Origin of the sequence: Pluralibacter gergoviae ATCC 33028 = NBRC 105706, assembly GCF_001598855.1 — a bacterium.
Lineage (GTDB): Bacteria > Pseudomonadota > Gammaproteobacteria > Enterobacterales > Enterobacteriaceae > Pluralibacter > Pluralibacter gergoviae.
On record NZ_BCZS01000033.1, the window covers coordinates 28577 to 43526 of the forward strand.

Annotated in this window: 13 protein-coding genes and 4 tRNA genes; 12 read left to right on the forward strand and 5 right to left on the reverse strand. The window is 60.2% G+C overall.

Going from position 1 to position 14950, the window contains the following annotated elements; genetic code table 11:
* Position 1: 1 nt before the first annotated feature.
* From wzxE to ENGE1_RS22180, 9 genes are all read left to right on the forward strand, one after another.
* Complete coding sequence (wzxE, locus tag ENGE1_RS22140; protein ID WP_043081568.1) at positions 2-1252, forward strand: lipid III flippase WzxE; 1251 nt, start codon at positions 2-4, stop codon at positions 1250-1252.
* Positions 1249-2328, forward strand: coding sequence for a TDP-N-acetylfucosamine:lipid II N-acetylfucosaminyltransferase (locus tag ENGE1_RS22145; protein ID WP_048254824.1), 1080 nt, complete (start codon positions 1249-1251; stop codon positions 2326-2328). Before wzxE ends, ENGE1_RS22145 begins: the two co-directional genes overlap by 4 nt.
* On the forward strand, positions 2325-3671 hold the full coding sequence (wzyE, locus tag ENGE1_RS22150) for an ECA oligosaccharide polymerase (protein WP_048254826.1): 1347 nt from the start codon (positions 2325-2327) through the stop codon (positions 3669-3671). Before ENGE1_RS22145 ends, wzyE begins: the two co-directional genes overlap by 4 nt.
* An 11-nt stretch (positions 3672-3682) precedes the next feature.
* On the forward strand, positions 3683-4423 hold the full coding sequence (wecG, locus tag ENGE1_RS22155) for a lipopolysaccharide N-acetylmannosaminouronosyltransferase (protein ID WP_043081571.1): 741 nt from the start codon (positions 3683-3685) through the stop codon (positions 4421-4423).
* A 195-nt stretch (positions 4424-4618) separates the two neighbouring features.
* Positions 4619-6004, forward strand: a complete 1386-nt coding sequence (thrP, locus tag ENGE1_RS22160) for a bifunctional threonine/serine APC transporter ThrP (RefSeq protein ID WP_043081572.1) — start codon at positions 4619-4621, stop codon at positions 6002-6004.
* Positions 6005-6106: 102 nt separating this feature from the next.
* A tRNA-Arg gene (locus tag ENGE1_RS22165) sits at positions 6107-6183 on the forward strand.
* 68 nt (positions 6184-6251) lie between these two features.
* A tRNA-His gene (locus ENGE1_RS22170) sits at positions 6252-6327 on the forward strand.
* Positions 6328-6348: 21 nt separating this feature from the next.
* A tRNA-Leu gene (locus tag ENGE1_RS22175) sits at positions 6349-6435 on the forward strand.
* A 43-nt stretch (positions 6436-6478) separates the two neighbouring features.
* Positions 6479-6555: transfer RNA gene (locus ENGE1_RS22180), tRNA-Pro, on the forward strand.
* Between the two features lie 407 nt (positions 6556-6962).
* On the opposite strand, the gene hemY is transcribed toward ENGE1_RS22180, so the two are convergent.
* The 4 genes from hemY to hemC are packed head-to-tail and all read right to left on the reverse strand — an operon-like array spanning position 6963 to position 11020.
* The gene (hemY, locus tag ENGE1_RS22185; protein ID WP_045289381.1) at positions 6963-8159 is read right to left on the reverse strand and encodes a protoheme IX biogenesis protein HemY; all 1197 of its coding nucleotides are present in this window, start codon (positions 8157-8159) and stop codon (positions 6963-6965) included.
* 3 nt (positions 8160-8162) lie between these two features.
* A complete protein-coding gene (hemX, locus tag ENGE1_RS22190; RefSeq protein ID WP_045289380.1) occupies positions 8163-9320 on the reverse strand; it encodes a uroporphyrinogen-III C-methyltransferase in 1158 nt (385 codons plus the stop codon).
* Positions 9321-9341: 21 nt separating this feature from the next.
* Positions 9342-10082: a uroporphyrinogen-III synthase gene (hemD, locus tag ENGE1_RS22195; protein WP_048254827.1), complete on the reverse strand. Its 741-nt coding sequence runs from the start codon at positions 10080-10082 to the stop codon at positions 9342-9344.
* The gene (gene hemC, locus ENGE1_RS22200) at positions 10079-11020 is read right to left on the reverse strand and encodes a hydroxymethylbilane synthase (RefSeq protein ID WP_043081576.1); all 942 of its coding nucleotides are present in this window, start codon (positions 11018-11020) and stop codon (positions 10079-10081) included. The genes hemD and hemC overlap by 4 nt, the downstream gene beginning before the upstream one ends.
* A gap of 337 nt (positions 11021-11357) precedes the next feature.
* On the opposite strand from hemC, the gene cyaA reads away from it, so the two are divergent.
* On the forward strand, positions 11358-13898 hold the full coding sequence (gene cyaA / locus ENGE1_RS22205; RefSeq protein ID WP_043081577.1) for a class I adenylate cyclase: 2541 nt from the start codon (positions 11358-11360) through the stop codon (positions 13896-13898).
* A gap of 13 nt (positions 13899-13911) precedes the next feature.
* Here cyaA and cyaY read toward each other — a convergent pair whose 3' ends face one another.
* Positions 13912-14232, reverse strand: coding sequence for an iron donor protein CyaY (gene cyaY, locus ENGE1_RS22210; RefSeq protein WP_043081578.1), 321 nt, complete (start codon positions 14230-14232; stop codon positions 13912-13914).
* A 112-nt stretch (positions 14233-14344) separates the two neighbouring features.
* On the opposite strand from cyaY, the gene lptM reads away from it, so the two are divergent.
* Both lptM and dapF read left to right on the forward strand, forming a co-directional pair.
* The gene (lptM, locus tag ENGE1_RS22215) at positions 14345-14548 is read left to right on the forward strand and encodes an LPS translocon maturation chaperone LptM (RefSeq protein ID WP_043081579.1); all 204 of its coding nucleotides are present in this window, start codon (positions 14345-14347) and stop codon (positions 14546-14548) included.
* A 35-nt stretch (positions 14549-14583) separates the two neighbouring features.
* On the forward strand, positions 14584-14950 hold a 367-nt coding region (gene dapF, locus ENGE1_RS22220), incomplete at its 3' end, for a diaminopimelate epimerase (RefSeq protein ID WP_073971332.1).

Genomic DNA, 14950 nt, shown 5'->3' on the forward strand with positions numbered 1-14950 from the left:
TATGTCGCTGGCAAAAGCATCCATCTGGACGGCGGCCAGCACGCTGGTCAAAATTGGCGCCGGGCTGCTGGTCGTCAAGCTGCTGGCGGTCTCCTACGGGCCGTCCGGCATCGGCCAGGCGGGCAACTTCCGCCAGCTGGTAACGGTGCTCGGCGTGCTCGCGGGGGCCGGGATCTTCAACGGCGTCACCAAATACGTGGCCCAGTATCGCGACGAACCGCAGCAGCTGCGCGGCGTGGTTGGCACCGCCTCGGCGATGGTGCTCGGCTTCTCAACGTTGCTGGCGATAGCGTTCGTGCTGGCGGCGGCGCCCATCAGCCGGGCGCTGTTCGGTCACGATCACTATCAGGGGCTGGTGCGCCTCGTGGCGCTGGTGCAGCTGGGGATCGCCTGGGCGAACCTGCTGCTGGCCCTGCTGAAGGGCTTTCGCGACGCCGCCGGCAACGCGCTGGCGCTGATTGCCGGCAGCCTGATCGGCGTGCTGGCCTATCTGCTGTGCTGGAAAGTGGGCGGCTATCAGGGCGCGCTGCTCGGCCTGGCGCTGGTGCCGGCGCTGGCGGTGGTTCCGGCGGCGGTAATGCTGGCCCGGCGCAGGGCGATTCCTTTTGCTTATCTTCGCCCGCGCTGGGACGCGGTGCTGGCAGGGCGGCTCGGCAAGTTCACCCTGATGGCGCTCATTACCTCGGTCACGCTGCCGGTGGCTTACGTGATGATGCGAAACCTGCTGGCGGCCCACTACAGCTGGGACGAAGTGGGGATCTGGCAGGGGGTCAGCAGCATCTCCGACGCCTACCTGCAGTTTATTACCGCTTCCTTCAGCGTCTATCTGCTGCCGACCCTGTCGCGGCTGACCGCCAAAAGCGATATTACCCGCGAAATCGGCAAAGCGTTAAAATTCGTCCTGCCGGCGGTGGCCGCCGCCAGCCTGACGGTCTGGCTGCTGCGCGATTTCGCTATCTGGCTGCTGTTTTCAGCGAAGTTTACCGCCATGCGAGACCTGTTTGCCTGGCAGCTGGTGGGCGATGTGCTGAAGGTGGGCGCCTACGTTTACGGCTATCTGGTGATCGCCAGGGCGTCGCTGCGCCTGTATGTTCTGGCCGAAATAAGCCAGTTCGCGCTGCTGACCGCCTTTTCACACTGGCTGATCCCGAGCCACGGCGCCGCCGGGGCCGCCCAGGCCTACATGGCGACCTATATTGTCTATTTCGCGCTCTGTAGCAGCGTATTTCTTATCTGGCGTAAACGGGCATGACCGCACTGATACACGTACTGGGATCGGATATCCCGCACCACAACCAGACCGTGCTGCGCTTCTTCAATGAGGCGCTGGCGGCGGGGAGCGCGCACGCGCGTACTTTCATGGTGGTCGGCGACGCGGAGACGCTGGCGCCGCTGGCGCCGGCCCTGTCGCTGCAGTTTTTTAGCAGCAAGAAAGCGCTGGCGGACGCGGTGATTGCAAAGGCAAAAGCGGATCGCGGCCAGCGCTTCTTCTTCCACGGCCAGTTCAACACCGGGCTGTGGCTGGCGCTGCTCTCAGGCGGCATTAAGCCCGCGCAGTTTAACTGGCACATCTGGGGCGCAGATCTGTATGAGATCTCCCGCGGGCTGAAGTTTCGCCTGTTTTATCCGCTGCGGCGGATGGCGCAGGGGCGCGTCGGCTGCGTTTTCGCCACCCGGGGCGATCTGAGCTATTTCTCGGCCCGCCATCCCGGCCCGCGCGCGGAGCTGCTCTACTTCCCGACGCGGATGGATCCGGCGCTCAACACCATGCGCCGCGCGCCGCGCGAGGCGGGGCCGCTGACTATTCTGGTGGGCAACTCCGGCGACCGCAGCAACGAGCACATCGCCGCCCTGCGGGCCATCCATCAGCAGTTTGGCGATAGCGTCAACGTGGTGGTGCCGATGGGCTATCCGGATAATAACGACGCCTATATCAACGAGGTCAGCGCGGCGGGCGCCGCGCTGTTCAGCGCCCAGCGCCTGCAGGTCCTGCGCGACAGGCTGGCCTTCGACGACTATCTGGCCCTGCTGCGGCGCTGCGATTTAGGCTATTTCCTGTTTCCGCGCCAGCAGGGGATCGGTACGCTGTGTCTGCTCATCCAGGCGGGTGTTCCCTGCGTCCTCAACCGCGAGAACCCGTTCTGGCAGGATATGGCCGAGCAGCACATACCGGTGCTGTTCAGCGGCGATCCGCTTGATGAACAGACGGTCCGGGAGGCGCAGCGCCAGCTGGCGGAAGTGGACAAAACCCGCATCGCCTTTTTCCGGCCAAACTATCTGCAGCCCTGGCACCGGGCGCTGCGCATCGCCGCAGGGGAGGCACAATGAGCCTGATGCAGTTTACCGGCCTGTTTGCGGTCTGGCTTTTCGCCTCGCTGTTTATCGCCACCCTGACCTGGTTCGAATTTCGCCGGGTGCGCTTTAACTTCAACGTCTTCTTTTCGCTGCTGTTCCTGCTGACCTTCTTCTTCGGCTTTCCGCTGTCGATGACGCTGGTGTTCCGCTTCAACGTCGGCATTGCACCGCCGGAAATACTGCTGCAGGCTCAGCTGTTCGCCGCCTGCTTTTACGCCGTCTATTACGTGACCTATAAAACCCGGCTGCGCCGTCCCGGCGCATCGGGCGCGCGCAGGCCGCTGTTTACCATTAATCGCGTTGAGGCTCACCTGACCTGGTGTATCCTGGCGCTGGTGGCGCTGCTGTGCGTCGGCATCTTTTTTATGCACAACGGATTCCTGCTGTTCAAGCTGCACTCCTACAGCCAGATCTTCTCAAGCCAGGTCTCCGGCGTGGCGCTCAAGCGCTTCTTCTACTTCTTTATCCCGGCGATGCTGGTGGTCTACTTCCTGCGCCAGGACAGCAAGGCGTGGATCTTCTTCCTGGTCAGCACCGTGGCCTTTGGCCTGCTGACCTACGTCATCGTCGGCGGCACCCGGGCCAATATCATCATCGCCTTCGCCATTTTTCTGTTTATCGGCATTATCCGCGGCTGGATCTCGCTGTGGATGCTGGCGGCGGCGGGCGTGCTGGGTATCGTCGGGATGTTCTGGCTGGCGCTCAAGCGCTACGGCATGAACGTCAGCGGCGATGAGGCGTTTTACACCTTCCTCTATCTCACCCGCGATACCTTCTCGCCGTGGGAAAACCTTGCCCTGCTGCTGCAGAACTATGACAAGATTGATTTCCAGGGGCTGGCGCCGATCGTCCGCGACTTCTACGTCTTTATTCCGGGCTGGCTGTGGCACGATCGGCCGTCGATGGTGCTCAATACCGCCAACTACTTTACCTGGGAGGTCCTCAACAACCACTCGGGGCTGGCGATTTCGCCAACGCTTATCGGTTCGCTGGTGGTGATGGGCGGCCTGTGGTTTATCCCGCTCGGCGCGGTGGCGGTAGGCCTTATCATTAAGTGGTTTGACTGGCTTTATCTGCAGGGCCTGCAGGAGACGAACCGCTATAAAGCGGCGATTCTGCACAGCTTCTGCTTTGGTGCGATTTTTAACATGATCGTCCTGGCGCGCGAAGGACTCGACTCTTTTGTGTCGCGGGTGGTCTTTTTTATGGCGATTTTCGGGCTCTGCCTGCTGCTCGCCAAATTGCTTTACTGGCTGCTTGATGCGGCCGGGCTTATTCATCAGCGCCCGGACGCGCTGCGGCAACCTCTGGTCTGACGGGAACAAACATGACAGAACCAACCGCTGCCCCGCTGTACAGCATACGCGGGCTGCAGCTTATTGGCTGGCGGGATATGCAGCATGCGCTGGATTATCTTTTCGCTGGCGGTGAAATAAGGCAGGGTACGCTGGTGGCAATCAATGCCGAAAAGGTGCTGACCTCTGAAGATAATCCCGAGGTCCGGGCCTTAATCAGCGACGCCGAGTTTAAATACGCCGACGGCATCAGCGTCGTGCGTTCTATTCGCAAAAAGTACCCGCAGGCCAACGTCTCCAGAGTGGCCGGCGCGGATCTGTGGGAGGCGCTGATGGCGCGCGCCGGCGAGGAGGGCACGCCGGTGTTTCTGATCGGCGGTAAAGCCGAGGTCATGGCGAAAACCGTGAAGCAGCTGCGCGCGCGCTGGAACGTGAATATCGTCGGCAGCCAGGACGGCTATTTTGCGCCGCAGGCGCGCGAGGCGCTGTTCGAACAGGTCCGGCAGAGCGGGGCGAAAATCGTGACCGTGGCGATGGGCTCGCCGAAGCAGGAGATACTGATGCGCGACTGCCGCCGGGTGCACCCCGACGCGCTGTATATGGGCGTCGGCGGCACCTACGACGTCTTTACCGGCCACGTAAAGCGCGCGCCGCGGGTGTGGCAAAATCTCGGGCTGGAGTGGCTGTACCGCCTGCTGTCGCAGCCGAGCCGGATTTCCCGACAGCTGCGCCTGCTGCGCTATCTTCGCTGGCACTACACGGCGAAACTCTGATCTTCCCGGCATATTGCGCAGCAAATGCGCAATATGATCGCGGAATTAATACATCATTTGCCATTTATCAAAAATTGATAAACCATTCGCATCCTTAATAACCTGCCTGTCTTAAAAACAGGCGGTGATGGGTATTCCATTATGTTCATAACAATAACCGGCCCTGACCGGAACGTTGCAAACACATGAGGTTCTATGGCTGAAAAACAACCGGCGCTTCAGCGAGGTCTGGAAGCGCGACACATTGAGCTTATCGCTCTCGGCGGCACTATTGGCGTTGGCCTGTTTATGGGATCGGCGAGCACGCTGAAGTGGGCGGGGCCGTCGGTACTGCTGGCCTACATCATTGCCGGGCTGTTCGTCTTCTTCATCATGCGATCGATGGGCGAAATGCTCTTCCTGGAACCGGTGACTGGTTCATTTGCAGTCTACGCGCACCGCTACATGAGTCCCTTCTTTGGCTATCTGACGGCCTGGTCCTACTGGTTTATGTGGATGGCCGTCGGTATCTCTGAGATAACCGCCATTGGCGTCTACGTTCAGTTCTGGTTCCCGGAAATGGTGCAGTGGGTGCCGGCGCTGATTGCCGTCGGGCTGGTGGCGCTGGCGAACCTGGCGGCGGTGCGCCTGTACGGCGAGCTGGAGTTCTGGTTTGCGATGATCAAGGTCACCACCATCATTGTGATGATCGTGATCGGCCTCGGGGTGATTTTCTTCGGCTTTGGCAACGGCGGGCACGCTATCGGCTTCGATAACCTCACCGCGCACGGCGGCTTCTTTGCCGGCGGCTGGAAGGGCTTTCTGACGGCACTGTGCATCGTGGTGGCGTCCTATCAGGGCGTTGAGCTTATCGGCATTACCGCCGGTGAGGCGAAAAATCCGCAGGTCACGCTGCGCAGCGCGGTAGGCAAGGTGCTGTGGCGGATCCTGATTTTTTACGTCGGCGCTATTTTCGTTATCGTCACCATCTTCCCGTGGAATGAGATAGGCAGCAACGGCAGCCCCTTCGTGCTGACCTTTGCCAAAATCGGCATCACCGCCGCGGCCGGTATCATCAACTTTGTGGTGCTGACCGCCGCCCTCTCCGGCTGCAACAGCGGAATGTACAGCTGCGGACGTATGCTCTACGCGCTGGCGAAAAACCGCCAGCTGCCGCGGGCGATGGCGAAGGTTTCCCGCCACGGCGTGCCGGTGATGGGCGTGGCGGTCTCCATCGCTATTCTGCTGGTGGGCTCCTGCCTCAACTATATTATTCCCAATCCGCAGCGGGTGTTTGTCTACGTCTACAGCGCCAGCGTGCTGCCGGGCATGGTGCCGTGGTTCGTGATTTTGATTAGCCAGCTGCGCTTTCGCGAAACCCACAGGCAGGCGCTGGCCAGCCATCCGTTCCGTTCGGTGCTGTTTCCGTACGCCAACTGGCTGACGATGGCCTTTTTAGTCTGCGTTCTCATCGGCATGGGTATCAATGAGGATACGCGGATGTCGCTGTTTGTCGGCGTGATTTTCCTGGCGGCCGTGACGCTGTTGTACAAGGTATTTGGCCTGAGCAAACGCGCTGAGCAGGCGGGTTCGCAGCAATAAGCGACAAAACGCGCAAAGCATAACCAAACGCGCATATTCTTGAAAAAAGCACTAGACAGCGGGGCGTGACGTCCGTATTATCCACCCCCGCAACGGCGCTAAGCGCCCGTAGCTCAGCTGGATAGAGCGCTGCCCTCCGGAGGCAGAGGTCTCAGGTTCGAATCCTGTCGGGCGCACCATTTTACCCGGTGCTGGAGCTGCGGTGGCCTGTGAATTTGGCAGGGCCGCGTAAGTAAAGAATACAGTGGTGGCTATAGCTCAGTTGGTAGAGCCCTGGATTGTGATTCCAGTTGTCGTGGGTTCGAATCCCATTAGCCACCCCATTATTTAGAGTTTTGTGATATGCGAAGGTGGCGGAATTGGTAGACGCGCTAGCTTCAGGTGTTAGTGTCCTTACGGACGTGGGGGTTCAAGTCCCCCCCCTCGCACCACAACTCTCAATGAATTGAACGAAAAATTCAAAAAGCAGTATATCGGCGAGTAGCGCAGCTTGGTAGCGCAACTGGTTTGGGACCAGTGGGTCGGAGGTTCGAATCCTCTCTCGCCGACCAAATTTGAGCCCCGCTTTATGCGGGGTTTTTTCTATTCTGATTCTGCCTGTTTCCCGTTAATATATCGTATTGTCTCCGAACGACGACATCTCATGGATTCTTAAATCGCTTTAGCCGACGATTCTTATGTGTCGGAGTGGCGTAGCCTGTGCGATAATAACCCTGTAGATGCTCATTCCATCTCTTATGTTCGCGCAAGCCTCATAAACTCCGGAATGATGCAGAGCCATTTGCGGTGCTTATCGTCCACTGACAGATGTCGCTTCGGCCTCATCAGACACCATGGACATAACGTTGAGTGAAGCACCTTTTGTTGTCAAAACGACCTGTTTAACGCCTGCGCTGGCTTCAGCGCAGGCGTTTTTTTATGGATGGGCGAAAAGAAAAGGGCCGAACGGCCCTTTTTGTCAGGAAGGCGGGTTGTTTTTCAGCGTTAACAGCAGTCCGTCGCGGCGCATTGCGGCCGCCTCTTCCGGCTGTTTAAGCTTATCCAGCGCATCGGCAAGCCAGGCGTAGTCGAAGGCGTCGGGACGCTGCTTCAGCGCGGCGCGGAAGGCGACGGTGGCTTCGTGCCATTCGCCGTGCTTCATCAGCGACTGGCCCAGCGTGCTCCACAGCAGCGGGCGGTCGCCCACGCTCTTGAGCTGCTGGCGCAGCACCTTCTCCAGCTGTTCAGGATTGCTGGTTTTCAGCCGCGGGATGGGCAGCAGCAGGCGGTCGTCGTACTGGCGCTTGAGGCCGTCGATGATGATCTGCTGGGCGGTCTCATGGTCGTTACACTCGATCAGATGGTCCGCCATTGCTACCTGCAGCGCTACCTGATGGCGGGTTTTACGGCTCTGGGCTTTCCACCACTCGCCGAGTCCTTCGCTGCCCTGGTCGGCGCGCGCCTGATCCATCAGGCCAATCCACGCCTGCTGCTCCAGCGCGCTGCGGTGGGCTTCATCGCCGACGTTGGCTTTCGCCATTGACGGCAGGATCTCCAGCAGTGAGGACCAGGCGCCGGTGCGGATATAGGCCTGCTCCGCCAGGCGCAGCACTTCCGGATGGCGGGGCGCTATCTCCAGCAGGCGGTCGACGCCGTGGCGGGCGGCGTGATCTTCATTGCGGGCCAGCTGCAGGCGCACGCGGGTGATCTCGACCGGGATCGGATCGTCGCCAGCGGCTTCGGCAGCGCGCTCCAGGTGCTGGTTGGCGCGGATTTCGTCTCCGCGCTGCTGGGCGGCCTCGGCGGCCAGCAGGTAGTTGACGACCGGCTGCTCGGCGTGGTCGGCATTCTTCGACAGCAGTTTCTCCACCTGCTGATGGTCGCCTTCCGCCAGTTTAAGCAGCGCCTGTTCGGTCTGCTTGCGGGCGCGGCGGCGCTTGCGGCCGGTGAACCAGCCCCGGGTGCGGGCGCCGGTGTGGAAGATGCGGCGCAGCAGCCACTCAATGGCGAACAGCACCAGCATCGCGAGGATCAGCATGATCACCAGGTTGGTGACGCTGGTTTCAATATTGTAGTTGTCCGTCTGGATCAGGACGTAGCCCTGGTGGCCGGCCATCATTGGGCCAAACACAATCCCGGCGATCAGCAGCGCAAAGAGCAGTAAGACTTTTAACATGGTTTATTCTCCCTGCGCGGCGGCTGCGGGGGCGCTGCTGGCCTGCGTCGCCGCTGCCGGCTGCGCCAGCAGATTACGTACCCGGGTCTGCATCAGCTTCTCCAGAACCGGCTGGCTCTGCAGCGAATCCGGCACGTCCATATTGATGTTCTGCTGGCTCAGCTTATCCAGCGCATCCAGGAAGCCTTTGGTGGTCGCATCGTCAGTATCATAGTAGGCGCGAACCCAGGTGGAGACATTATCCAGCGCCTGCTTGTAGGTCTCTTCCTGATGGCGCGGCACGGCCTGGGCGGCGACCAGCAGACGCGAACGGATGTTCTCACGCAGATAGACGTCCTGGTTTGGCGCCAGCAGCGGCACCGCGGTCTCATCCCGGCGGCGGACAGTAATAAAGTTATCCATAAAGTTCTGCCAGCTCTTGCGCAGGTTGACCCGCCACTCGCTCAGGGAGCCGGAGAGTTCGGTGCCGTCACTGTCCATCGGCGAGTCGTCGTCGTTATTGTCCGCCAGGCGCAGATTGTCTATCTGGTTGGAGAGCTGATTGACGTTGAGAATAATGCCGTCATAGTCCACCTGCGCGACGCCGGAGAGGGTGGTGATATCATTGGCAATCGCGCGGCGGGCGCCAATGAGGCTGGGATCGTTCATATCCGCAAGGCTGGCATCAGCGCTTTTCAGCAGCGCGGCGGCGGTGGTCACGTCCTGATCGCTCCACAGCTTGCGCCCGGCGAGCTTAACCAGAAAATCGGCCTGCGCCAGCAGCCAGGTCTTGGCATCGCTGCCGGAGATGGTGGCGACTTTTTGCTGCAGCTCATCGAGCTGCTTTGCCTGCCCTGCCTGCAGCTGCTTTGCCGCCGCCAGCTGTTCAGACTGCTGTTTGATAACCGCTTCCAGCGCGGCCTTCTGCGACGCCTGCGCATTTTGCAGGGCCGTCACCTGATTCACCAGCGCTTCGTTGGTCGAGTTTTGCGACGCGTCCTGCTTCTTCATCAGGCCGTACATGCCCGCGCCGGCGGCAAGCGCGATAGCAATCGCAATGACGCTCAGCGTCAGGCTGGTCTTGTTGCCCTTCTGACTTTCAGCAGTGTGCGCCTGTGGAGCGGTGTCCACGGCATCCCTGGTCTCTTCAACCACGGCGGAGGTCTCTTTTTGTTCCGTCATTATGGCTTCCAGTTTTGAGAGTTATTGTAAAGCACGCAGCAGCGCATCGTTGTCCGCGCCATCGGCCACCCTGATGTTCCGCCAGCCCAGCTCCCGGGCCAGTTGTGCAAGTCGCTCGCTCACCACCAGCAGTTCGCAGCCCAGCAGCCAGCTGTCGCGATACCACTGCGGCGTCAGCGTCCAGAGCTGCTGCAGCATCTCCCCGCTGGTCACCACCAGCGTGGTCACGCCCCGGCGCTGCCAGCGCATTGCCTCTTCTGCACCGTCATAGTGACGGTTACAGCGTTGATAACATTCGCAAAACGTGACGTCTGCGCCACGCTGCGTAAGATTTTCACCCAGCAGCTCGCGGCCGCCGTTGCCGCGCAGGATGAGCGCCATTTTCCCGGCAATGTTTTGTAATTCAGGTAATTGTAGCAAGACTTCGCTGATTTCCCGATCCAGAGGATAGCGCACTTCTTTGCCGCTTACCTGATGCAGCGCCAGCGCCGTGGTTCGGCCTACGGAGAAGTAGTCGGGCAAGGTGGGCCAGCTAAGCCCGTCCTGAGCGAGGCGGGCATTCGCGAAAGCGACCGCGTGCTGCGACAGGGCGAAGAGCAGGCTACCCTCGCCGAGCGCCGCCAGATGGCCGCCCAGTGCGGAAAGCTCGCGGCCCGGCGAAAATTCGATGAGCGGAAAGCTCCAGGCCTCTCGCCCCAGCGCGCGCAGGCGGCTGACCAGATTTTCTCCCTGGGGTGAGGGGCGAGTGACCAGGATACTCATTCCGGCGCTTCTCCGCTGTAGACCTCGGTGAGGATTTCGCGGGCGCCGCCGTTAAGCAGCTCCTCCGCCAGCGAGACGCCCAGCGCCTGGGCCTGATCCACGGGGCCGCGGCGTTCGCCGCGCACGACGCGCTGTCCGTCCGGGGCGCCAACCAGCGCCCGCAGCCAGACGTCGCCGTCAATAAGCTCGGCATAGCTGCCGATAGGCACCTGGCAGCCGCCCTCCAGCCGCGTGTTCATCGCCCGCTCGGCGGTCACCCGAACGGCGGTCTCCGGGTGATTGAGCGGCGCCAGCAGCGCCAGCGTGCGTTCGTCGTCCATGCGGCACTCGATGCCAACGGCGCCCTGGCCGACGGCGGGCAGCGACTGCTCGGGAGAGAGCGGCTGGCGAATGCGCGACTCAAGGCCCAGGCGCTGAAGCCCGGCGACCGCCAGGATAATGGCGTCGTATTCCCCGGCGTCCAGCTTGCCGAGCCGGGTGCCGACGTTGCCGCGCAGGGAGCGGATCACCAGGTCCGGCCGGCTGGCGGCGAGCTGGCACTGGCGGCGCAGGCTGGAGGTGCCGACGATGCTTCCGGCAGGCAGCGCGTCTATAGAGGCATAGTGATTAGAGACAAAGGCATCGCGCGGATCGCCGCGCTCGCAAATCACCGACAGGCCAAGCCCCTGCGGAAAGGCTACCGGCACGTCTTTCATTGAGTGCACGGCAATATCGGCGCGGCCTTCAAGCAGCGCCAGCTCAAGCTCTTTGACGAACAGGCCTTTACCGCCGACTTTCGCCAGCGGCGTATCAAGAATGACGTCGCCGCGCGTGACCATCGGCACCAGCTCCACCTGCAGCTGAGGATGATGGGCCTCAAGGCGCGCCTTAACGTAATGCGCCTGCCACAGCGCGAGCGGGCTTTGCCGGGTGGCAATTCGTAAAATTTTGTCTAACATGCGGGTACCGTATTTGTGGTCTGCTATTCATCCTAACATTGTTGCTATAAGGATGTTAGTTTTCACCTTTTTTCAGAAAATCAGAGGCCGCTGTGGCGAAAAATGTGCCACAGAAAGTGGGGCTTTCGATTGGTGCTAAACTGGTATGTAGTGCATCTTTCTTTACGGTCAAATAGTAAGGTGTTAAATTGATCACGTTTTAAACCGTTTGTTGCCCCTCGTCAGCGACGCTACCGGCAACATCCGGAAGCGGTTCTTGTTGAAATACTAAAAACCCTGCCTCCGAAGGTCTGACACCTCTCCGGGACTGCCGGGTTTGAACATCAGGCGATATGTCTTGTACCTCTATATTGAGACACTAAAACAGAGACTGGATGCCATTAATCAACTGCGCGTGGATCGTGCGCTAGCTGCCATGGGACCCGCTTTTCAGCAGGTCTACAGTCTTCTGCCGACGTTACTACATTATCATCATCCGCTGATGCCGGGTTACCTTGAAGGTAACGTTCCCAAGGGCATCTGCCTCTACACGCCTGATGAAACCCAGCGCCACTACCTTGATGAACTTGAGCTGCACCGCGGCCTGCTGGTGCAGGAGGCCCCTGCGGGCGAGCTGCCGATCACCGGCATCTATTCGATGGGCAGCACCTCGTCCGTTGGCCAGAGCTGCTCGTCTGACCTGGATATCTGGGTCTGCCACCAGGCGTGGCTGGATAACGAAGAGCGCCAGCTGCTGCAGCGCAAGTGCAGCCTGCTTGAGAGCTGGGCCGCCTCGCTCGGCGTCGAGGTGAGCTTCTTCCTGATCGACGAGAACCGTTTTCGCCTTAACGCCAGCGGTAGCCTGGGCGGCGAAGACTGCGGCTCGACCCAACATATTCTTCTGCTGGATGAGTTCTACCGCACCGCCGTGCGCATGGCCGGCAAGCGCATTCTGTGGAACATGGTGCCCTCCGAAGAAGAGGAGCACTATGACGATTACGTCATGACGCTCTACGCCCAGGGCGTGCTGACGCCCAATGAGTGGCTGGATCTCGGCGGCTTAAGCTCGCTGTCGGCGGAAGAGTATTTCGGCGCCAGCCTGTGGCAGCTCTACAAGAGCATCGACTCGCCTTATAAGGCGGTGCTGAAAACGCTGCTGCTGGAAGCCTACTCCTGGGAGTATCCGAACACCCGCCTGCTGGCGAAAGACATTAAGCAGCGGCTGCACGACGGCGAAATCGTCTCCTTCGGTCTCGATCCCTACTGCATGATGCTGGAGCGGGTAACCCACTACCTGAAGGCCATTAATGATGACACCCGGCTGGATCTGGTGCGCCGCTGCTTTTATCTCAAAGTGTGCGAAAAGCTCAGCCGCGAGCGCGCCTGCGTCGGCTGGCGCCGCGAGGTGCTGAGCCAGCTGGTGAAAGAGTGGGGCTGGAGCGAAGAGCGTCTCACCATGCTCGATAACCGCGCCAACTGGAAAATCGACCAGGTTCGCGAAGCGCATAACGAGCTGCTCGACGCGATGATGCAGACCTACCGCAACCTGATCCGCTTTGCCCGGCGCAACAATCTCAGCGTCTCCGCCAGCCCGCAGGATATTGGCGTGCTGACCCGCAAGCTGTACGCGGCATTTGAAGCGCTGCCGGGGAAAGTGACGCTGGTCAATCCGCAGATTTCGCCGGACCTTTCTGAGCCGAACCTGACTTTTATTCACGTGCCGCCGGGCCGCGCCAACCGCACCGGCTGGTATCTGTACAATCGCGCGCCGAACATGGACTCGATCGTCAGCCACCAGCCGCTGGAATATAACCGTTACCTCAATAAGCTGGTGGCCTGGGCCTGGTTTAATGGCCTGCTGACGTCGCGCACCCGCCTGTTTATTAAGGGCAACGGCGTGGTTGATTTAGCCAAGCTGCAGGAGATGGTGGCCGACGTGTCGCACCACTTCCCGCTGCGCCTGCCGGCGCCGACGCCGAAGGCGCTGTACAGCCCGTGCGAAATCCGCCACCTGGCGATTATCGTCAACCTCGAATACGATCCGACCGCCGCGTTCCGCAATCAGGTGGTCCATTTCGACTTCCGCAAGCTGGACGTCTTCAGCTTCGGCGAAGAGCAGAACTGCCTGGTGGGCAGCGTCGATCTGCTGTACCGCAACTCGTGGAACGAGGTGCGTACGCTGCACTTCAACGGCGAGCAGGCGATGATCGAGGCGCTGAAGACCATTCTCGGCAAGATGCATCAGGACGCCGCGCCGCCGGACAGCGTGGAGGTGTTCTGCTACAGCCAGCACCTGCGCGGCCTGATCCGCACCCGCGTACAGCAGCTGGTCTCCGAATGCATTGAGTTACGTCTCTCCAGTACCCGCCAGGAAACGGGCCGCTTTAAGGCGCTGCGCGTGGCGGGCCAGACCTGGGGACTGTTCTTTGAACGCCTCAGCGTCTCGGTGCAGAAGCTGGAAAACGCCATTGAGTTTTACGGCGCTATCTCCCACAACAAGCTGCACGGGCGTTCGGTGCAGGTTGAGACGAACCACGTCAAGCTGCCGGCGGTGGTGGACGGTTTCGCCAGCGAGGGGATTATTCAGTTCTTCTTTGAAGACAGCACCAATGACAACGGCTTCAACATCTATATCCTTGATGAGAGCAACCGGGCCGAGGTGTATCACCACTGCGAGGGCAGTAAAGAGGAGCTGGTGCGCGACGTCAGCCGCTTCTACTCCTCATCGCACGACCGCTTTACCTACGGTTCGAGTTTTATCAACTTTAACCTGCCGCAGTTCTACCAGATTGTGCAGGTGGATAATCGCCAGCAGGTCATCCCGTTCCGCACCCAGATAGCCGCCGCGACGCCGGCCAATCAGGATGCGGCGCCGCTGCTGCAGCAGTATTTCTCTTAGCGTCGGCGCGTAATCAGCGAAAGGCAATCGTCTCGCCGGACTGGTGCGAGGCCGCCTGCGCCAGCAGATCCCAGAACGTTTCGCCGCTGCGATCGCATACCCACTCGCCCTCTTTGAGGTCAAAGTGGTAGCCGCCCTGGCGAGTGGCCAGCCATACCTGGTGCAGCGGCTCCTGGCGGTTAATAATAATCTTGCTGCCGTTCTCAAAGCTTAGGGTGAGCACGCCGCCGTTGATCTCGCAGTCGATATCGCTGTCGCCGTCCCAGGCATCGATGCGTTCTTCAATAGTGAGCCACAGGGCGTCGGCAAGGCGATGAAATTCACTGTCGTTCATTTTTGTTTCCCGTTATCTACGTGATGATGCCAGTATATCTGTAAACGCTTGCTTTTACGTCTTCTCCTGCGATGATAGAAAGCAGAAAGCATCTACTACAGGCTACTTTAGAATGAAGAACATGTTGCGACCGCTGGTACTGTTAACTGCCCTTATGACGCTGGCAGGCTGCGGCCTGAAAGGCCCTCTCTATTTTCCGCCCGCGGATAAAACCGCGCCGCCGCCGACCAAACCGGTGAAGAACGATATCGAGACCTCATCGCCCACGCGTAACGATCGCGGCGATAACGGCGGCCCGTCGCAGGTTGACTATTAACGGCCCATTCTGAATCCGCACGACTGGAGCGAAAAATGCAGTTCTCTAAAATGCACGGCCTGGGTAATGATTTTATGGTCGTCGATGCGGTAACGCAGAATGTGTTCTTTTCTCCGGAACTGATCCGCCGCCTGGCGGACAGGCACAACGGCGTCGGTTTCGATCAGATGCTGGTGGTCGAGCCGCCCTACGATCCGGATCTTGATTTCCACTACCGGATCTTCAACGCCGACGGCAGCGAGGTTAACCAGTGCGGCAACGGCGCGCGCTGCTTCGCCCGCTTTGTCCGCCTCAAGGGGCTGACCAACAAGCGGGATATCCGGGTCAGTACCGCCAACGGGCGCATGGTGCTGAGCGTGACCGACAACGATCTGGTGCGCGTAAATATGGGCGAACCCAATT